The 19,592-nt window shown below is 37.9% G+C and carries 20 protein-coding genes and 2 pseudogenes; 16 read left to right on the plus strand and 6 right to left on the minus strand.

The genetic code is table 11. The features are described from left to right. Nucleotides 1-317: 317 nt before the first annotated feature. From TY21_RS03090 to TY21_RS03100, 3 genes are all read right to left on the minus strand, one after another. Nucleotides 318-1,673 carry an F-box/WD40 repeat-containing protein gene (locus TY21_RS03090; protein WP_042242889.1) on the minus strand — a complete coding sequence of 452 codons (1,356 nt, stop codon included), beginning with the start codon at nucleotides 1,671-1,673 and terminating at the stop codon, nucleotides 318-320. Nucleotides 1,674-2,218: 545 nt separating this feature from the next. Then, nucleotides 2,219-2,458 (minus strand): hypothetical protein, encoded by a 240-nt coding sequence (locus tag TY21_RS03095; RefSeq protein WP_042242896.1) that lies wholly within the window; start codon nucleotides 2,456-2,458, stop codon nucleotides 2,219-2,221. Between the two features lie 333 nt (nucleotides 2,459-2,791). Further along, entirely contained in the window at nucleotides 2,792-3,643 is an 852-nt protein-coding gene (locus TY21_RS03100; protein WP_042242899.1) for a rhomboid family intramembrane serine protease, read from the minus strand. A gap of 319 nt (nucleotides 3,644-3,962) precedes the next feature. Here TY21_RS03100 and TY21_RS03105 point away from each other — a divergent pair, with 319 nt between their 5' ends. The 10 genes and pseudogenes from TY21_RS03105 (at nucleotide 3,963) to TY21_RS10950 (ending at nucleotide 11,246) form a co-directional block, all read left to right on the plus strand. Then, nucleotides 3,963-4,298, plus strand: a complete 336-nt coding sequence (locus TY21_RS03105) for a type B 50S ribosomal protein L31 (RefSeq protein ID WP_039385088.1) — start codon at nucleotides 3,963-3,965, stop codon at nucleotides 4,296-4,298. An 80-nt stretch (nucleotides 4,299-4,378) separates the two neighbouring features. Next, nucleotides 4,379-5,443 (plus strand): peptide chain release factor 1, encoded by a 1,065-nt coding sequence (prfA, locus tag TY21_RS03110; RefSeq protein ID WP_042242921.1) that lies wholly within the window; start codon nucleotides 4,379-4,381, stop codon nucleotides 5,441-5,443. A 239-nt stretch (nucleotides 5,444-5,682) separates the two neighbouring features. After that, on the plus strand, nucleotides 5,683-6,531 hold the full coding sequence (prmC, locus tag TY21_RS03115; RefSeq protein WP_042242906.1) for a peptide chain release factor N(5)-glutamine methyltransferase: 849 nt from the start codon (nucleotides 5,683-5,685) through the stop codon (nucleotides 6,529-6,531). A 41-nt stretch (nucleotides 6,532-6,572) separates the two neighbouring features. Continuing rightward, complete coding sequence (gene ffh / locus TY21_RS03120; protein ID WP_042242910.1) at nucleotides 6,573-7,901, plus strand: signal recognition particle protein; 1,329 nt, start codon at nucleotides 6,573-6,575, stop codon at nucleotides 7,899-7,901. Beyond that, nucleotides 7,892-8,224, plus strand: a complete 333-nt coding sequence (rpsP, locus tag TY21_RS03125; RefSeq protein WP_042242912.1) for a 30S ribosomal protein S16 — start codon at nucleotides 7,892-7,894, stop codon at nucleotides 8,222-8,224. Before ffh ends, rpsP begins: the two co-directional genes overlap by 10 nt. A 12-nt stretch (nucleotides 8,225-8,236) precedes the next feature. Beyond that, nucleotides 8,237-8,896 (plus strand): annotated as a pseudogene (gene trmD / locus TY21_RS03130) (tRNA (guanosine(37)-N1)-methyltransferase TrmD); the annotation flags it as partial. 35 nt (nucleotides 8,897-8,931) lie between these two features. After that, on the plus strand, nucleotides 8,932-9,348 hold the full coding sequence (gene rplS, locus TY21_RS03135; RefSeq protein WP_039385073.1) for a 50S ribosomal protein L19: 417 nt from the start codon (nucleotides 8,932-8,934) through the stop codon (nucleotides 9,346-9,348). A gap of 9 nt (nucleotides 9,349-9,357) precedes the next feature. Continuing rightward, nucleotides 9,358-10,041 carry a ribonuclease HII gene (locus tag TY21_RS03140; protein ID WP_042242916.1) on the plus strand — a complete coding sequence of 228 codons (684 nt, stop codon included), beginning with the start codon at nucleotides 9,358-9,360 and terminating at the stop codon, nucleotides 10,039-10,041. A gap of 120 nt (nucleotides 10,042-10,161) precedes the next feature. Continuing rightward, nucleotides 10,162-10,914 carry a hypothetical protein gene (locus TY21_RS03145; RefSeq protein WP_042242918.1) on the plus strand — a complete coding sequence of 251 codons (753 nt, stop codon included), beginning with the start codon at nucleotides 10,162-10,164 and terminating at the stop codon, nucleotides 10,912-10,914. 176 nt (nucleotides 10,915-11,090) lie between these two features. Then, nucleotides 11,091-11,246, plus strand: a complete 156-nt coding sequence (locus TY21_RS10950; protein WP_158623010.1) for a hypothetical protein — start codon at nucleotides 11,091-11,093, stop codon at nucleotides 11,244-11,246. 100 nt (nucleotides 11,247-11,346) lie between these two features. Here the strand turns inward: TY21_RS10950 and TY21_RS11805 are convergent, their stop codons facing one another. After that, on the minus strand, nucleotides 11,347-11,607 hold the full coding sequence (locus TY21_RS11805) for a transposase (RefSeq protein ID WP_052354606.1): 261 nt from the start codon (nucleotides 11,605-11,607) through the stop codon (nucleotides 11,347-11,349). Nucleotides 11,608-11,847: 240 nt separating this feature from the next. Here TY21_RS11805 and TY21_RS11620 point away from each other — a divergent pair, with 240 nt between their 5' ends. The 4 genes and pseudogenes from TY21_RS11620 to TY21_RS03165 all read left to right on the plus strand — a co-directional run bounded on the left by TY21_RS11620 (nucleotide 11,848) and on the right by TY21_RS03165 (nucleotide 16,520). Next, nucleotides 11,848-11,976, plus strand: coding sequence for a hypothetical protein (locus TY21_RS11620; protein WP_255501514.1), 129 nt, complete (start codon nucleotides 11,848-11,850; stop codon nucleotides 11,974-11,976). Between the two features lie 474 nt (nucleotides 11,977-12,450). Continuing rightward, nucleotides 12,451-13,701 (plus strand): group II intron reverse transcriptase/maturase, encoded by a 1,251-nt coding sequence (ltrA, locus tag TY21_RS03155; protein ID WP_174232785.1) that lies wholly within the window; start codon nucleotides 12,451-12,453, stop codon nucleotides 13,699-13,701. Nucleotides 13,702-14,170: 469 nt separating this feature from the next. Next, on the plus strand, nucleotides 14,171-15,115 hold the full coding sequence (locus TY21_RS03160; protein WP_130589504.1) for a hypothetical protein: 945 nt from the start codon (nucleotides 14,171-14,173) through the stop codon (nucleotides 15,113-15,115). Between the two features lie 354 nt (nucleotides 15,116-15,469). Next, nucleotides 15,470-16,520 (plus strand): annotated as a pseudogene (locus tag TY21_RS03165) (IS481 family transposase). Between the two features lie 203 nt (nucleotides 16,521-16,723). Here the strand turns inward: TY21_RS03165 and TY21_RS03170 are convergent. Both TY21_RS03170 and TY21_RS03175 read right to left on the minus strand, forming a co-directional pair. Continuing rightward, nucleotides 16,724-17,656, minus strand: coding sequence for a hypothetical protein (locus TY21_RS03170; protein WP_130589505.1), 933 nt, complete (start codon nucleotides 17,654-17,656; stop codon nucleotides 16,724-16,726). 29 nt (nucleotides 17,657-17,685) lie between these two features. After that, complete coding sequence (locus tag TY21_RS03175; RefSeq protein ID WP_042240358.1) at nucleotides 17,686-17,946, minus strand: hypothetical protein; 261 nt, start codon at nucleotides 17,944-17,946, stop codon at nucleotides 17,686-17,688. A 185-nt stretch (nucleotides 17,947-18,131) separates the two neighbouring features. Here TY21_RS03175 and TY21_RS03180 point away from each other — a divergent pair, with 185 nt between their 5' ends. Both TY21_RS03180 and gmk read left to right on the plus strand, forming a co-directional pair. Beyond that, nucleotides 18,132-19,019, plus strand: coding sequence for a YicC/YloC family endoribonuclease (locus TY21_RS03180; RefSeq protein ID WP_042240361.1), 888 nt, complete (start codon nucleotides 18,132-18,134; stop codon nucleotides 19,017-19,019). Then, on the plus strand, nucleotides 19,009-19,590 hold the full coding sequence (gene gmk / locus TY21_RS03185) for a guanylate kinase (protein WP_042240363.1): 582 nt from the start codon (nucleotides 19,009-19,011) through the stop codon (nucleotides 19,588-19,590). Before TY21_RS03180 ends, gmk begins: the two co-directional genes overlap by 11 nt. The last annotated feature ends 2 nt before the right edge of the window (nucleotides 19,591-19,592 follow it).

Below are 19,592 nucleotides of genomic sequence, written 5' to 3' on the forward strand. Positions count from 1 at the left end.
TAGCAAAATTTAAACGACTGGAAGAATTTTCTAGGTTATTAAAGGCGTTATTCAATGGGGCTTTTTTCTTTGTCAGGATCATCTTAAACGATGTCTAGAACAATCTCAACGCTGCCAATAGCTTTAGCTATTCAAATCCTTTTAATGGCTTAAAAAGTTTGGTCAAAGAATGTTTTTTCGTTTGATAAATGTTTTTAATCTTATCGAAGGTAGACATAAAAAGCTAGAAAAACACCTTACAAGTAGCGTATCATCTATTTCTTGCTTTTTAATTTTGGTAGTATAATTAAAGGGGAGGGAAAAAAAGTTGGAAATATTTAGAGAAGAAGAGAAGGGCTTTCATCTTGAAGAACAGAATCTCTAAAATCCCATTCACAGATAGAACCAGTGGCATGGCCGGTCAATATTCTTCCATGTCTTACTTTAAGACAGGTTGTCTTTTCAGTGTTTTCTCTTAAGGTCACCATTGATTGTGATTTTAGAGAGTCCCAGATTCGTATGGTTGTATCATCAGAAGTGCTGATGATTTTTCCATAGGCAATTTGAAGATTATTAACTCTTCTCGTATGCCCATTTAAAGTAAGGAGGCATTGCTCTGTATTAGCATCCCATATTTTTATCGAACCTGTTCCCGAGCTGCTAATTATATTATTACCCATTTTTTTTAAGTCTGTAATTCCCCAATCATCTTCCGTAGGTAAATGGGTTATCAGCCCTTTTTTTATGTCCCATATTTTTACCTTTGTATTTTCCCAGGCTGAGCCACTAAAAAGTTTGCCATGAGCCACTTTCATACATGTCACCCAGTTGTCGTGCTTCAACCAACAAATCTCTTTTCCTCTTTCAATATCCCAACATCCTATAGTCCTGTCTTGCGCACCACTAAAGAGCAGGCCATTAATTAGCTTTAAGCATTCAATTCTACAAGTATGCCCTTTTAATACGGTAAGCTGTTGCTGAGTCTCAATATCCCATATGCGTATGGTATTGTCACTAGACCCACTATATAGCATACCATTGTCTATTTTCAGGCAAGTAACGATGCCTTCATGCCCATGAAAAACACGTTGGCTTTTTTTTGTTTGAATATTCCACAGGCGAATTGCTTTATCGCTAGAACCACTAAAGAGGTGACCATACCCAGTTTTAAGGCAATTCACGCTAGATTTGTGCCCTTTCAGAATAGTTTGCTGCTCTTGATTACCTATGTTCCAAATGCTTATGTTGCTGTCAATAGAGCCACTATAAAGCGAGCCATTCACTATTTTTAAGCATTTAACATACGAGCCATGCTCTCGTAAAGTAGAGAAAGTGTATTCTCCATTAACCATGTTTGTTTTTATTTTTACTAGATTACGATACTTTGTTTTCCAATTGTCAGAGTAAGAAGAGAGGGGGAGAAGCCCTGCTACCTGCATAGGTAACCGGCCTTGATTCTTATAAAATAGATTGGCTTGCTTTTGGTAAGAGGTGAAGTGATAGTTGTAATCTTTTTTTAAGCGTTTGCTCCACAGATAAGGATCTTCGATCATTCTTTGGAAATATTTGCATACTCGCTGAAGCTGACATAATTCTTTCGCATTAAAGTAGGAAAAGAGATGCAAATACAATTCCTCAGGCAAAGAAAAAAAGGAAGAGGATAAAGGAGAAGAAGGAAAAAAAGCAGAGTGCATTAGTTAATTTTTCCGAGAGTGATAGAAAGTATATAAATTTTACTTACTAAATTCATTTTAATTAACGGCTTTAAGCTCTTATGCTTGCTTGGCGTCTTTAAAGGTTTAGTTTTTTTGATAGAAAAGAGCAGTGGTTTAAATATAGCACATAACTTTAATGTTTCAAAAGTTTGTTTGTCAAGTAGACCCATAGCTAAATTAAATAATTAGAAAGCTTATTTTGCGTTCATGTGCAGTAAAATATGGATGCTTAGGTTGTTAAGGGATTTAATCTTGTAACTGAGCGTTTACTGCCTATTAATAACCTTTAATAAATGAGAGGTCTTCTAGCAAACGGTCAGCGAATAAGGGAGATAAGGTTTATTTGACAAATATTTTTGGCGATAGACATCTTACATAATCTTAAGAAGAACAAAATTATGTTTTTTAGAGTGATTTAAATTTTATATTTTTTATCATTGACTCCTACTTAAAAAGAGTAATCAATGATTTGAGCAAGAGGGAAAATTTACTTAAATTGGCGTCTCTGATCTTCTTAAATTAGCTCAAGAGGCTTCAATGGGATTTAAATCTGGAGAATAAGGTAGAAAAATAAAATTGGGTACTCTTATCAAAGCTTGCAGAGCCGTCCTCTTGCTGATTGTATTTTCAAAGTCTTTATAAAGCTTTTTCCAAGTGAGGTAAGGCTTGCCCTTTAAGCTTTGTGGAGGGAGGGCCCCATAATATAAGCGCCCGGGAGCTTCTTCTTTTTGGATGCCTGTAAGGCCTTCAAATCGTCCTAGCATAAGTTTTCTGTTCTTGGAAGAGAAAGTGCATAGCGCATAGATTTTAAGTTCTTAGTATTGCGCGGAAAAGTTTCAATTTTTTGCGCAGGAAGGATCTTTATTAAAACTATATTTAGTAAGCAGAAGATGCCTCTTTCCTAGCTCCTATTTCGTTTACTCGTGCGATCTTCCTCCATGGAAAAGCTATCTCATGTTCTATAAAATATACTTGGTAACAAGCAAAATTTAGTTTTCGGAAGGGGTTATAATCATAAAAAGTCACCGTACGCCACTTTGAGATCAAGAGAGCTGATAAGTTAGAGTGTGATTTGGCTGCCCAAAATGCAAGCTTTCCTAGTTCCCTTTCATTTTTTCTTCCGAAATTTTACGCATGCGGTCTTTTTCTTGCCGCGTTAAAGATTGTTCTCCGTAGCGGGAAATTTTGGCTAGCATCTCGTCAATAAATGCATCATCTCCTAGATTAGCTTTCCCTGTTTTGATATCAACAATTTTACTCTTTTGCGGGGTGGAAAAAAAGTAGCGTCGGATTTTAGTATGCACTTTGTGGCCCCACCCCATAAAAATTTTGTCTATGTTTTGCATGTATAGGTAAGGCGTCGGTTGTTGCCAAACAACTGCGCTATAAAGATAGCCGGACGCTATGCCTACCATATGGTAGAATAGGTTCACAAAATCTAGTGCCGATAAGGGGATGAGAAGAGAAAAAGCAATTACAACAGCTAGAAGCGATTTAGCCTGAATAGGGATTAAAAAAAAGAGGAGAAGGGTGGTCTCTCGATGAAGCATGGCCCAGGCTACAAAGATGGCTAACAGAGAGGGAGTCAAGCCTGCAATAATAAACATCTTATAAGGTGATAAGAGGGAAACAGCAGCTAAAGCTGCTAGGTTTGCAAGAATGCCGCTAATAAAATAAAGAACTAGAAAAGATTTATCTCCATAATATTCAGCAAGTTGGGATCCAAAAAGCCAGAGCATATACATATTAAAGGTAAGGTTAATAAGTAAAAATAAATTAATGCCATTTGCATGTTTTTGAATAAAAAGAGATGTAATAAGTTGCCAATAATAGGAGTTAGCCATACCCCAGGGGGAGAGCCCTAAAATTTCTTGAGGTCCATATATTTTAAAGATAGCGATAAAAAGAGGCTCTAGTGCTGCGCTACATACAGTAACTATAGCTGTCATGCAAATTAGGATTTTAAGGCTTTTAGGAACCTTGTCGTAGTTTGAGAATAGAGAAGAATGATAAAACATAATAAAAAATTGGGTGTTAAGGTTTGCAAATACGAGTGTTTAGACATCTTAGAGTTAAGAAGCAAAAATTTCAATCAATTGCCAATCATTAAGTACAAAACCTGTTTAGCTTCGCCCAGGTTTTCTACTCTGAAAATAAATGTGTTGAAAAACAGCGAAGAAAAGGCTTGTTTTTTTATTGAACACATTTTATCATTTTTTCGTAACTTAAGAAAATTAAATTTGTTAACCTTTTTGGGAGTTAATTCTGATGAAGAAAGATATTCATCCTAAATATCAAAAAATTTTGTTCGTTGATTCTTCGACAGGACATAAATTCGTATGTGGATCTACTTTACAGCCAAAACAAATGGATAAATTTGAAGGCACTGAGTATCCTGTTTATCATTTATCAACCTCTTCAGCTTCTCACCCTTTCTTTACGGGTAGCAAAGCTTTAGTTGACTCTGAAGGCCGCGTTGATAAATTTAAAAAACGTTATGCTACTGCTCAAAGCAAAGTGAATAACGAAGAGCCTGAAGGAAAATTAGAAGAGCAGCCTAAAGAAAAAGAAGCAAAAAAAGATTCCAAAAAGAAAAAGAAATAATTCTTTAAATTCTACCTTATAAAGCTTTCCTCCACAACTTTGTTAGAGGAAAGCTTTGTAGACTTATCTCCCTCATCATGATTGAAAAAAAAGTCCAACAGCTCCTCCTCCGCTTAGCTGAAGTTGAAGCTATCTTAGGCCATCCTGAGATCTTTAATGATCAAAAAAAATATAAAGAACTGACGCGGGAGCATTCTTACTTAGCTGAGATCAAAGTTACCTGGGATGATCTTAAAAAAGCTGAACAAGAACTTTCCGACAATAAAGAACTTCTAAAAGCTGAGAGCGATCCTGAATTTTCTCATGTTTTACAGGAAGACATTCATCTACTTGAAAGCAAGCTTCCTGAGTTGCAAAAACATTTGGAAACACTTCTTGTACCTCCTGATCCTAATGATAATCGTCCTACCATCCTAGAGTTACGAGCGGGCACAGGAGGTGATGAGGCTGCTTTATTTGTGGGAGACTGCGTTCGTATGTATAAAATGTATGCTGACAATAAACAATGGAATTATGAATTATTATCTTGCACCCCTTCTGATATGGGTGGCTTTAAAGAATACGTCATGGTTCTATCCGGTCCAAACGTCTATCGGAATTTGCGCTATGAAGGGGGAACTCATCGTGTTCAGCGGGTGCCTGCCACTGAAGCGCAGGGTAGAGTTCATACTTCTGCTATCACTGTAGCTGTACTTTTAGAACCCGATGAAGACTCAGATGTACAAATTGATGAAAAAGATTTACGCGTGGATACCTATAGATCTTCAGGAGCAGGAGGGCAGCACGTAAATACCACGGATAGTGCAGTGCGATTAACTCATATGCCCACAGGTCTTGTCGTTTATTGTCAGGAAGAACGCAGCCAGCATAAAAATAAAGAAAAAGCATTGCGTTTACTTAAAGCTAAAATTACTGAGATAGAGCAACAGAAAAAAGCTCAAGAGTTAGCTTCAAACCGTGCAGCTCAAGTAGGCAGTGGGGATCGCTCAGAACGTATTCGTACCTATAATTTTTCACAAAATCGCTTAACAGATCATCGTATCAATCTTACCAAATACAATTTGGATAAAATTATGGAAGGGGATATGGAAGATATAACCTCTGCATTAGTAGCTCACTATTATAAAGAAATGTTTGGAAGTTGAGAGAGCTTAATCCCTGCATTTATTTTTTGCTGGCTCTTTAATTATTACTGTCAGTGAACAAGTTTTTTTCATGTATGCTAAACTTGAAGAGCAAATAAGATAAAGAATGAGACTATCAGGCAGAAAGGATGTAAAAAATTCTTAAGCTTTCATGCAGGGGGTGCGATGCGGTTTTTTTTATCTCTAATAGGCATTTTTTTTAAAGCTCTGCCCCTAATACAATAGATAAAGAGTAAAGGTTGAATACCGTTCAAGATATATTAGATTTATCAACTGGATATTTAGCACAAAAAGGAATCAAAAATCCTAAACTTCAAGCTGAATATCTATTATGTGATGCTTTACAACTCTCTCGTATACAACTTTACCAGCAGTTTGATCGTCCTTTAGAAGAGCAGGAATTAAAAATTTGCCGAGAGCGCCTAGCTCGCAGGGCTAAAGGAGAACCTCTTGGCTACATCCATGGAAAAATGGATTTTTATGGATGCCAGATATCTGTTAATAAAGATGTCCTTATTCCTCGGCAAGAAACAGAAATTCTCGTTGATAAGATTGTTAAACAACTCGAACAGGTTGAAGTGTGCGGCCTGCATTTATGGGATGTATGTTGTGGATCTGGATGTATAGGAGTTTCATTGAAGAAAAAGTTTCCTCTTTTAGAAGTTACTTTGTCTGATATTTCTCCTCAAGCACTTGAGCTTGCTAAAAAAAATGCAAAAGAAAATCAGGTAGAAGTGCATTTTTTACAGGGCGATTTATTAAAACCTTTTGAGGGCAAAAAGGTAGATTATCTAGTATGTAATCCTCCTTATATTGCCGAGTATGAGTTTGCAGGGTTAGACCATGAAGTGCGGGATTTCGAACCCCGCCTAGCTTTGATTTCGGGACCTACTGGTTTAGAGATGTATCAGCGTTTAAGTGAGCAAATGAAGGCATGTCTTGCTCCTCTAGCAAAAGTGTGGCTTGAAATGGGAAGTAGCCAAGGGCCCTCTCTATGTAAACTATTTAGTCAATCTGGATGGAGAAATTATAGAGTTGATAAAGATTGGGCTGGTTTAGATCGATTCTTTTTCCTTGAAAATGAATAAGTTTTCAAGTATTGTCTCCACTGAAATTTTTAAGGATTTTCATGCTTGGTGCTCTAACTGAAAAAATGCGAGGTTTAGTTTCAAAACTGGCTGGTGCAAAAAAACTTACCGCAGAAAACATTTCTGACGCTGTTAGTGAAGTGCGCTTAGCCCTGCTTGAAGCGGATGTTAACTATGGAGTGGCTAAAACTCTTATTAAAAGGGTTAAAGAGAAAGCTTTAGGCGATGAGGTTATCAAAGCAGTTACTCCAGGCCAGCAGTTTATCAAAATTGTTCATGAAGAACTTGTTTCTTTGATGGGTGGGGGAGAAGCTGAGCTAAAGTTAGAAGGGAAGCCCGCTGTTATTATGTTATGTGGGCTTCAGGGAGCAGGCAAAACGACACATGCTGCTAAATTAGCACGCTATTTAAAGAAAAAAGGACTATGTAAAAAACCTTTATTAGCAGCTTGTGATTTACAAAGACCTGCAGCTATTGAACAATTATTGACGTTGGGACAGCAAATTGAAATCCCTGTCTTTAACCTTCCTGAGGAAAAAGATCCTATAAAAGTGGCTCGACATGCATTAGAAAAAGCTAAAAAAGAAGAATTTGATGTTTTGATTGTAGATACAGCAGGGCGACTGCATATTGATGAAGAACTTATGCTGCAGTTAGAAGAAATCAAAAAAGTTTTGCAGCCTTCAGAAATTATATTTGTTGCCAATGCAACGACGGGACAAGATGCTGTTAACAGTGCCGCAGAATTTAACAAACGTATGGCTATAACTGGTTCAATTTTGACCATGTTGGATGGAAACGCTCGTGGAGGGGCAGCCATATCGATACGAGAAGTGACAGGCGCACCTTTAAAATTTGAAGGGATAGGCGAAAAAGCTGATGATCTTCAAGTTTTTAATCCCTCGTCTATGGCTCATCGTATTTTAGGTATGGGTGATACCATTAATTTGGTAAAGAAAGCTCAAGAGCATATAAGTGAAGAAGATGCCAAAAACTTAGAACAAAAAATACGTTCAGCTACGTTTACTTATGAAGATTATCTTAAGCAAATTCAAGCGGTAAAAAAAATGGGTTCTCTTAAGAGCCTTTTAGGAATGCTGCCCGGCATGAGTGCGCTTAAATCTTTAGAAATTGATGAAAAAGAGTTCTTTAAAATAGAGGCTATTATATTATCTATGACTCCTCAGGAAAGAGCAGAAAGTGAAGAGCTTTCCGTCTCCAGGCGCAAAAGAATAGCAAAAGGAAGTGGGACAGGAATAGAAGATATCAATAAGCTAGTTAAATCATTTAAACAAGCAAAGCAGTTCTTTAAGAATATGCCTAATATAAAAAATTTAGAAAAAATGATGGGAGGATCCCTATGGCGTTAAAAATTAGATTGCGACAGCAAGGCCGTCACAATCGTCCATTCTACCGTTTGGTGGTGGCTGATGGCCGCTCGCCACGTGATGGAAAATATGTTGAAGCAATCGGTTGGTACAATCCGTTTGCTACACAGGTAGAGCAAGAATTTTCTTTAGATGCAGAACGTGCACAACATTGGCTCAGCCAAGGTGCTGTCTTAACCGATTCTGCAGAAGCTTTAATTAAAAAAAGCGCCCCTAGCCTTGTACGTGGTTTGGTGGATAAGAAACTAGCATTACGAGCAAAATATGCTGCTAAACGTAAGGCTCGTAAAAAAGTGAGCACTTAAAAACTTACACCAATGCTGATTGATATCTTATCGCTATTTCCCAACTATTTTAAAGGGCCGTTTGATGAAAGCATTATCATGCAGGCCAGGAAAAAGGGCCTTTTAGATATCAATCTCATTGATATACGTACTTTTGCAGACAATCGCTATCATAAAGTTGATGACAGACCTTATGGGGGTGGACCTGGAATGGTCATGATGCCCCAACCTGTGCTTAGTGCCATCCATAGTGTTAAAAAGCCTGGCGCTAAAGTGATTTATATGTCGCCCCAAGGGCCCCTCCTCAAGGCAGATAAATGTAGAGAATTAGCTCAACAAGATCACCTTATTCTGTTATGTGGGCATTATGAAGGCATTGATGAGCGTATTTTAGATGAGGTAGATGAAGAGATTAGCATTGGAGACTATGTATTAACGAATGGGTGCTTAAGTGCCATAGTTCTTGTTGATGCACTCGTTAGGTTTGTACCTGGTGTACTGGGGCATGAAAGTGCGGCCGCCGAAGATTCGTTTGAAAATGGATTATTAGAGTGCCCTCATTACACTCGGCCAGAGAGCTATGAAGGTAAAGCAGTCCCCGAAATTCTATTAAGTGGGGACCATAAAAAGATCGCCGAATGGCGTCGTAAAAAATCGTTAGAAAAAACTCAACGTGTACGACCCGATTTATGGCAAAAGTTAAATATAAATCTTGAGGAGTAGAAAAAATGAGAAAACATGCTTTGGTCGAAATGATCCAAAACGAACAGCTTAAAAAAGATATTCCCAATTTTAGAATTGGCGATACTATCCGTGTGCATACTCGTATTATTGAAGGTCAGAAAGAGCGTATTCAGGTGTTTACAGGCACAGTAATTGCCCGTAAAGGTTCAGGGCTTTCCGAAACATTCTCTTTACATCGGGTAGCCTATGGAGAAGGTATGGAGCGTCTATTTCCTTTACATAGCCCGCGCATAGCAAAAATTGAAGTCATAAAAGAAGGTCAAGTGCGTCGTGCTAAATTGTACTATCTTAGAGGAACTTCAGGAAAAGCTTCTAAAGTTAAAGGTCGCGTAGGCTTTAATCGCAAAAGCGCTGCAGTTGAAAAAGAGCCTGTAGCTGCAAATGTTGCTAACGAAAGCTAAAATGACTCAATGTCAGAGTTAAAGAAAATTGGCAAGCGTGAAACTAAGCGCTTGCTTAGCCTCACTACATTTGAAGAAGAAGCCCGGCAACAAGGTTATCAGATTATTGCAGGTATCGATGAAGCAGGGCGAGGCCCTCTAGCAGGACCTGTAGTTGCAGCAGCGTGCATCATTCCTGTAGGCCTTTTAATTCCCGAAGTTAACGACAGCAAGCAATTATCCAGCGATAAACGTACGGAATTGTATAATATACTTACCCGCCATGAAGATATTCATTATGGAATAGGGGTAATTGATTCTCCTACTATTGATAAAATTAATATTTATCAGGCCACTATAGCAGCTATGCTTATGGCAGTTGCGCAGTTAAGCTTAGAGCCTCATTTTTTGCTTGTAGATGGTTTAAAGCTTCCGCATCCTAGCATTCCTACTCAAAAGATCATCAAAGGGGATACTAAATCGCAATCTATTGCAGCTGCCTCTATTATTGCCAAAGTAACTCGCGACCGTCTGATGATTGAGTATCATCAACAATGGCCTCTTTATGGTTTCGATCAACATAAAGGGTATGGAACGGCCAAGCATTTAGAAGCACTTAAGGTGCATGGAGTATGCCCGATCCATCGCCAAAGTTTTGGGCCAGTTAGGCATCAACTTGGCATAAGAAATGCTCAATTCTCTTTAACTTTCTAATTAGTTTTTCCCTAGCTAACTGAGCTTCATTACAATCTTAATATAATATTTATAAATTAGTTGTATTTGAAAGTTAATATATGTATATGATAATTTAAGGTTAAAAATTAAGGTATAGGTATGAAAATAAATTCGCAAGACTTGTTTAACGACATTAATGCCCTTCGTTTATATGAAGTGGCAGTGAGCATATCACGTGAAAATGGAAAAAAAAACTATACGATCAAAAGAGTGAAGCTAAATCAGCACGACAGTATAGAAAGAATAGAAGCTTTAATTACTAAGCTTAATGAGGGTAAGATTTGGCTTAAAGTCGGTAAACGTCGCGAAGGCACAGTAAAATATGTGGGTAAAGGATTGAAACCTAGCGAAATTGCAAGCATTATCTTAAAAAAGCAAGATAAAACCGATAAGACACCGATAGAAATCTCCATCGATATCACTAAAGAAAATTTAGAAGATCAAGTAGAAGAGATGTCGCATCAAGATATTTCCTTATTAGAAAGGATAGCTAAAAGCCTTCAAACAACCTTTAAGCTTGACATTCAGAAAAAAGTGAATAGTCAAGCTCATCTCATTAATCACCATGTAGCTGACTCTTCTGTTAATTCAAAGCATGCATTAGCTGCTAAAGCAACTCTATCTGAAGAGAAAAAACTTACCTATCGATCTCGATCTCAAGAATCTAAGAAAGAGAAAAAAGTGGAAGAAGAAAAAGCCATTGAAAAACAACGCGTTCAAAAGCGTAAAGCGCTAACATTGGCTAAAGAGTTAGATGAAAAATCTGATAAGCGCCGTCTTAGAGCTATTAAATCCACTGAAAAGCAAAAAGAGATTTTGAAAGCTGTGCCTTCGCCAAGAAAGGCTTCATAAAGCTTAATTTTGAAGATCGAGAAGCTCCTCAAATTACTCTCTAAATTTTTAAGCGGCGAGTATTCAGGGAAATTGCATGAAGATTTAAGTTGACAAATAAGGAAATAGTTAAAAAAAGATCTTCACATGGTTTAAAAATGTTTTTCACCAAAAAATTTTAAACATGGAAGGTCAAAATGATTGAAAAAGATATCGATTTATTAATCTCTATTTTTTGTGATGTAGAGGCTTGTTGTAAACAATTTGAGCCTGAATGGCGCAAAATATTGGTTGAAAACCACCCAAAACCTTTAATTGGAAAGAACAATAAACCTTCATCCCAGAGGAATTAAATACTATGTCGGTTGGGAAGCCTATGACTTAGCTTCTTAAGCTCTGGTTCAAGCTTTTTAGCACGCCTGCAAATGCGTGTATAATAAGGAACAGGCAGTCTCAAAACGAGCAAGTAATCAGAGACAAGAGAAATCCTCGCAAAGTGCAAAGGGGCAAATGATAAACAGCCCTAATCATCAATGCGCATAAGAAAGCATTAGCGGAGTAAATTCTTAGGCGACTCTTCTTCCCGGCGCTTTTATTTTCCCTCCATCCTTTAATGGACTCCTCTGAGAACCATAAAGTTATGTTTCCTCTTTGCGCTAAAGCTTTGTTATGCTCGGACCAATTACGTATGCGGTGGTTAATCTTTTTTTCCATAGCTTGCCTATATTTTTGTCTTGGCAAACTAAATTTTATATCTCTTAAGCGTTAAAGAGCAATCTTATCGCATACGTTTCTTATCATTTACGCAAGAACGCCTTTTTCCTTTATCGCTTAATCTGAGTGACTTCATGGTGATCAGGATTTAGATTTAAATGCTAAGATTTATTCTGGACTTTAAAAGGTAAATTTGATAATAGATGTTTAATCTATTATATCTAAATAAAGGGGGGGAACATGCAAATAAGCACCTTGGCTAAACTATACATTTTTATTGATAGGCATGCAGATTACGGTGCGCCACGAACTTTGACAAGCCAACGGCGGGTCAAAGATGCTGTACAAGAGATTAGGGAAGGCCCCTAGTAACCGATGACTTAGGCATAGGTTACAAACCACCTTAAGCTGCATGGGTAAAGAGCCCATGTGGTGAGCGTTAAGGAAAAGGTATAGCAAGACTATATCAGGTGAGAGTTAAGGAGACGAATGCAAATGAATCACTGATGACGTGTCGAAAGCATAGGGATGATGTCAAAACTGGGGGGTCTTAGTTAACCCAGGACAAATCTAAGGGAAACCTAATATTAACTGCTTAGATGGCATCCGGCATAAAGGTGACGTGAACTTAACTACAGGCTCTTATACGGAACGTGGGAACCTGTCGCCTTGATGAAAAGGGAGAAGTTCAAATGGAAGCCCCATAAGAACCAGAGTACCGATGCAAGGAACAGGGGCGGAATAGCCCGTAGTAGTGAGGAGACCTCTGTAATGGAGGTGGAGCGAAGGGGACTATATTGTTTAGCTTAAGATTAATCGAACAACTGGAAACAGGAGGAATCGATGAATACAGCAAAGTCGTATTGTATTTCTAAATCCATTGTATGGGAAGCATACAAGAGAGTAAAAGCTAACAAAGGAGCAGCAGGTGTTGACGAAGAGTCTATAGAAGAATTTGAAAAGAATCTTAAAGACAATCTGTATAAACTTTGGAATCGCCTATCGTCGGGGAGCTACTTTCCGCCTCCCGTAAAGATAGTTGCCATACCAAAAAGTGATGGAAAGCTGAGAAAGCTGGGAATACCCACAGTATCAGACAGAATCGCACAGATGGTCGTTAAGCTGTATCTAGAGCCAGAGATTGACCCACATTTTCATCCTGATTCTTATGGGTACAGACCTGGAAAATCAGCGTTAGAAGCCGTAGGAGTCGCTAGACAGAGATGTTGGCGCAACGACTATGTTATTGACCTTGATATCAAAGGATTTTTCGATAATTTAGACCACGAGCTCGTGATGAGAGCCGTAAGGAAACACACCGAAAGCCAATGGATTCTTCTGTATATAGAACGCTGGCTAAAAGCGCCAGAGCAAGATGCAGACGGGAAACTTATAAAAAGAGATAGAGGGACTCCACAAGGGGGTGTAATCAGCCCTTTACTAGCCAATCTATTTCTTCATTATGCCTTAGACGAATGGATGAGGAAATGCTATCCAGGTAATCCATTCGAGCGTTATGCTGATGATATAGTGGTTCACTGTCAAACGGAAGCGCAAGCCAACGAAATAAAGAAAGCTATTGCAGAACGCTTAGCTCAATGCAAACTGGAGTTGCATCCTGCAAAGACAAAAATCGTCTATTGCAAAGATGATGAACGAAGAAAAAGATACCTAAACGAGAAATTTGATTTTTTGGGATATACTTTTAGAGCCAGAAGATCAAAGAATCGGTATGGAAAGCTCTTCATCAACTTTAGTCCCGCAGTAAGCAATAAAGCAAAGAAAGCAATAACGAGTACGATGAGAAGTTGGAAAATGCATCTGCGCAGTGACAAGAAGATTGTAGATTTATCAAGAATGTTTAACCCCATGATAAGAGGTTGGATCAACTACTATGGTAAATATTACAAATCAGAACTCTATCAAATTTTCAATGTTGCAAACCGTACATTAGCAAGGTGGGCGGAAAGGAAATACAAGAAGTTAAGAGGCCACAGCAGAAGGGCAATGCATTGGTTGGGAGGGATCGCAAAACGAGAACCTCAGCTATTTGCTCACTGGAAAATGGGCGCCATACCTGCGACTAGACAATAGGAGCCGTATGAGCTGAGAGGCTCACGTACGGAACTGTGAGAGCGTGAGGGTGTGATCCCCTCGCGCTACTCGACTTCCCTTAGCAAGCACTGTAACAAGTTTAATAGACATTTTTCAAAAAGTGGCTATTCAGACTTTCAAACCCATAGAAAATCCATCAAGCCACTATTACTACAGTTATTTAAATAAAAAAAGCTTTAAACGCTGTAGCATTTTATTAATTCCTGTATTAGGAAACATAGTTGTAGCAATTCTAGATTTTGCTCAACAAAGATGCAAGGACCCTAGCTATGAGAGGCGAAACTCCCATAAAAACAGTATACATGCTAAAAATAGCAGCACCAAAAATTGCCAAAAGATAAAGACTAAAAACATTACACCCTTACCTATAAATTCCGCTAAAGAAACAGTGTTATTCTCTAACCAAATCCAGGCCCCAGTAATAAGTAAGTTAGCCGATCAATTAGAGATGTTTATAGATAATGAAGGGATTCTTGATAGCAACTATTGTCAGCAACAAACATGTGATAAACTGAACCGCATTTTTGATAAGCAGCTTCATAAAATTAGAGAGTTAGAAAAAGAAGCTTTTACTATTTTAAAAACATCTAATGATAGTGAACAATATTCTGTATGTCTATCTTCCGCAGAAAAAGAAGTAGAAAGCATAAAAAATATTATAAGCGCCCTTCATAGAAAAAAAGCATCTAACTCAACCCATCATAAAGAGTTTAAAAAAACAGAAAAAACCCTTCAAGATATGCGTTCTTCCATCCCCTTAGGCAATAGCATAATTTTAAGAAAAGATGTAGAAATGATGCAAATCATTTCTTCAGTCCCTCAGGAAAAAACTTACATTTCTTCAGCTCATGGAACTTTCTATGAACCACAAATTAGCCTAGTAGCTTTAAGTGGATGGTTTCATAACCATATTATTGAGGAGTGTTATAAAGGAGTCAGTATAGCGCGTAAGAGGGATTGTATGTATAGCCATCAGCTAAACACAATGTGTACAATCATAGGGCTCAAGAAGAAAAAAAATAAAGGAGAGGAAGAAGTAATTCAAAACCATTCTTCTTCTCGAAAGTCTATTAAAGGATCTACTTCAAAGGCAGATAAACAAGAGATGGAGCATCCGTCTATTAGTTGGTCCAAAGTTTCTATCAGTCGTGGCTCAGCTTGGGGTGGAAATATGCTTAGACATAGTAAAGAGAAAAGTTTAGAAGAAGTAAAAGCTTTACAAGAAAATGTTCTTGCAGAGATATCCAAGGAGTTACCCAAAATGCTAGCTCAGTGGAAGTATGAAAAATGGGAGATCGGTACTTCAGAAGACCTTATAACAAAGTATGGAGTTTCGCCTAGTATAGCAAGAGAAGCTGATTATATTATATTATTTCATAAAAAATGTGAGTAATCGCCTGGTAAAGAAAAATAGTTTTCTAAATATGTATCCTTAAAATAACATTTAGAGCCTTTGGTTAAAGAATGGAAGATAGCTATTCTTTAATCAAAGGAGTATACAGCGTGAAGTGCAACTAGGGATGGCAAAAAGTTTGTAAGATTATCTATAAAGCAGCCCTCCCCAAAAAAATGTAATAAATAGGGCTTAATCTGATATTTGTAATAAAAATAAAGAAAACATAATTTAAAAGCCGCGAGACTTAAAGTCTTGTCGCTCATTAAAATTGGCAAGGCTGAAGTTGAAGCGAGCGGCTCTAAGACCAATAAGGAGTATCAAACGTCAAATTTAGTAACTCATCAAAAAGTTATAAAAAATAAACTTGGTGTTTTAAAGCTAGCTGAAACATTAGAAAATGTATCTTAAGGCGTATAAGATGATGGGATATTATAGAGATAGCTTTTATAGATTCAAAAAGCTTTATGAAACAGGTGGAGAAGCAGCTCTTCAGGATATGGCACGTAAAAAACTCTGTATAAAAAACAGGGTGGGCGAGTCTATCGAAAAAGCTGTTGTTGATTTTGCTCTTCAAAAGCCTGCTTACGGACAATTAAGAGTAGGCAACGAGCTGTGAAGAAACAAGGGATTTTCATTTCGCCAGGAGGTGTGCGCTCTGTTTGGCTAAAGATACAATCTTTAAGACTTTTCAAAAACGTCTCAAAGTATTGGAAGCTAAAATGGCTTTAGGAAGAAATGATATTAACAGAGGACCAACTAAAAGCTCTTGAAAAAGCCAAGGAAGAAAAAGAAGCACATGGCGAAATTGAAACTGAACATCCAGGCTACTTATTATCCCCGGATACCTATTACGTAGGCACTATTAAAGGTGTGGGACGCATTTATCAACAGACAGTGATCGATACCTATTCTAAGGTAGCTTTTGTTAAACTATATGATAGGAAAAATGCGTTGGTAGCAGCGGATATGCTTAAATGATCAAGTCATTCCCTGGTTTGAAGAGCAAGATATTCGTGTCTTAAGAATATTGACCGATCGTGGTACAGAGTACTGTGGAGCAAGAGAGCATCATGAGTATGAACTTTATCTGGTCATTGAAGACATTGACCATTCTCGCACTAAAGCCAGGCACCCTCAAACCAATAGAATCTGCGATAGTTTTCATCAGACCATCCAGAACGAATTTTATGCCCTAGCTTTTAGGAAGAAAGTGTTTAAAAAGGTTGAAGAATTACAAGAGGATGTGGATAAATGGATGAATGAGTATAATAACGAGAGAACACATACAGGAAAGTATTGTTTTGGCAAGGCGCCTTTACAAACATTCTTAGATGCCAAACATCTTGCGCAAGAAAAGATGTTAGATAAGTTACAACTGACAGAAATAGTATCTGCCAGTTAACTCAGGTTGGTCAGGTTAGGTGCTGTCTAGGGCATTTGAGGGGATTGCTAGGCAAGGTCTTTGTCAAATAATTTTCATCAGAACGCTCTGAGGAGGGTGTAAACAAAAGTGTTGGCAATCTTTTTTAAGCGGCAGCTTTGTAGGAATTCCAGTAAGCTTCCCAATAACCATTTAATCTACCTATTCTTAAGCTCAACATCGCATTAGCATTTTCTACCCTCCACCAAGCTCCCGCTATCTTCAGCCTCTTTTGTACCACATGCCTTAAGGCTACTTTCTATCTCACCTGACCCAATCGGTAAGCCTTTATCTAAAGCACTTTTATAATTCATCATATCCAGTCTTTTTTCCATATACCTATAGCATCTTACTAAGCCATTCTCCTGCTCAGGATGATCTAGCGCCTTGAACTTAATTTCAATCTCTTTGAAAACTTCTCGGCTTTTTCCAGCTTTTAACTTTTCTTTACTTTCTTCTAACCACTTTTTTGGCGCAAAAATATTGCACCAAATCGCAGCCTCGGATAAATATTCACATAAATGATAAAAATCAATTAAGTGGCCGCTTCGATTGCAAAACTTTAGTTTTACTTGTTCAGCTATCCACGGCGCTCCATCACTTATGGCATGCACATAACTACCTTCTTTCAGACCCGCTAGAAAAGCACATTCTAGCATCTGTTGGCCTGCTTGTTCTGCTGTTCCAATACTACCAGCATAAAAGCGGTTGACTTTGTCCTTGCCTCTTGCCAAACTTAGTTTGGCTTCTTTCCAACATATTTTTCTTGCTTTTCTTGCATCTTTTTTTGCTTGTTTGTCAACCTCATCTATCTCCACAATGGGTACCATACTCCCATCTGTTTCACTAATAATGATTGCTTCTTGACTCGACGTTTCTTTTTTTAGCTTAGCTATTTTGTTTGCATGCTTTTGGGTAATCAATCTAACCATGGAAGAAGAAGCTTCAATTCCATAATGCTCCTTCATCTTTTCCCCTACTTTTCCAAACGCAATATCTGCTCCAAAGTCGGTTATTGCTCGCTCTAAAGGTAAAGAATACCCTCTACATCTAACCTTAGAAGATAAGGAAAATGGCCTAATCAATTTTCCTGCTTGTAGGAAGCATCTCTCTTCCATACCTACTATCCCAAATGTTGTATGCCAACTTAGTTTTTTTTTGAGCGTTGCCTTAATTTCATTTCCCGAGCCTTAGCTTCTTGTTCATTTACTTGATGCTCTGCCCAATCCTCAAGGCATTTTTTCCCTAAACCCCTAACTTCGGGAATAAGAGCAAATTCAGCATCATCCGCCACTTCAATTCCTTTAATTCCTTCGGTAATATCTAATAATTCTCTAATGGATTCTAATAAGTTGGGATGATTCTTTAAGCGATTTACTACATTATTAACTTCTTCTTCGTTAAGCATATGCAACCTCCTTTTGCTAAGCTTTCAGTATGTATTAATCCTTCCTTATCTTGCCAACACTTTTAATTACACCCCTCTGAGGATAAAGGCAATCTTCCAAATTTCTACATGCCAGAGATTAAGCTATATTTTTATGCAAATTTTTGATAAAATGCGCCCTTATTAATAAATTTAAGCTTTTTTAAATGTTAAGAAGTATGACGGCTTATGGCCGGGGTGCTATAGAGACAGCACTAGGAAGATTTACCGCAGAAATTCAATCGGTTAATCGTAAGCATTTAGAAATAAATGTATTACTCCCAAAAGAGTTAATGCGTTTTGATGCTGAAATAAAAAAATGGATTTCTGCGCGAATAGGAAGAGGGCAGATAACTGTTAAGTTTTCCGTAGTGTTTAATCAGACGACTCCTTTAAATGTAGTAGCCAATCTCCCTCTAGCCCTAAAGATTCAAAAGGCTGCCGAGGATTTAGCTTTTACTTTAAAGCTTCCTGTAATGCACGAGCTAACCTTGAAAATGTTGGCTGAGCAACCTAGCATCCTGCTATTTGACGAGCAGATGGAGGATGAAGAGCTTTATCGAGAAGCTCTAAGTACAGCTTTTGAGAAAGCTATGCAAAGCTTTGTGGAAATGAAGCTACACGGAGGCCGCCCTATATTTATTGATATTTCTCAATGCTTAGAGACTTTACATCAAGATATTGAGCAAATTGCCCACTATGCACCTCAGGCGACTAAGCGTTATCGAGAGAAACTAGCCGAGCGTTTAAAAGAATTTTCCATAGGACCAAGAGAAGATGAAGAACGGCTTTTACGGGAGATAGGAATTTATGCAGAAAGGATTGACATCAGTGAAGAAATTACTCTTTTTCAAGCTCATCTTAAGCAATTTAAGGATGTCTTATCTTCGCAAAAGGAAGCTGTAGCGAAGAAGCTGGAGTTTATTCTTCAAGAGTTGAATAGAGAGATTAATACGATTGGAGCAAAATCTTCCGAACTAGAGGTTTCACGGCGGGTCGTAGAAATCAAAAGTCTACTGGAAAGGATCCGTGAGATTATTCAAAATGTCGAGTAGCAAGCAATATACAGGGCGAATATTTATTATTAGCGCTCCTACAGGCACAGGTAAAACGACTTTAGTTAAAAGACTGGTTCAAGAACTATCGAATGTAAAACCCAGTATTTCTTACACGACAAGAAAGCCTCGTGTAGGAGAGACAGATGGTGTAGACTACAATTTCATTGATAAAAATGATTTTGAAGCTAAGATTAAAGCAGGGGAGTTTCTGGAGTACGTAGAGCTTTATGGCTTCTATTATGGAACCTCACGTGTTTGGATTGAAGAACAGCAGCAAAAAGGTTACCATATTGTCCTGGTTATCGATACACAAGGCGGGCTTAAACTAAAAGATAAAATTCAAGGAACTTTTATTTTCTTAGCACCCCCTTCCCTTGAAGAGTTAAGAAAGCGCTTGCTAGCGCGTCAAACAGAATCTCTTAGCGTGATCGAAGAGCGTTTATCCTGTGTAAGCAGAGAAATAGAGCAAGGAAAGAAATATGACTACAAAATTATTAATGAGCAATTGGATGTAGCTTACGAAGCTTTAAAAAGTATAATTGTAGCTGAAATGCATCGCATATATTAAAT

Source organism: Neochlamydia sp. S13 (assembly GCF_000648235.2).
Lineage (GTDB): Bacteria > Chlamydiota > Chlamydiia > Chlamydiales > Parachlamydiaceae > Neochlamydia.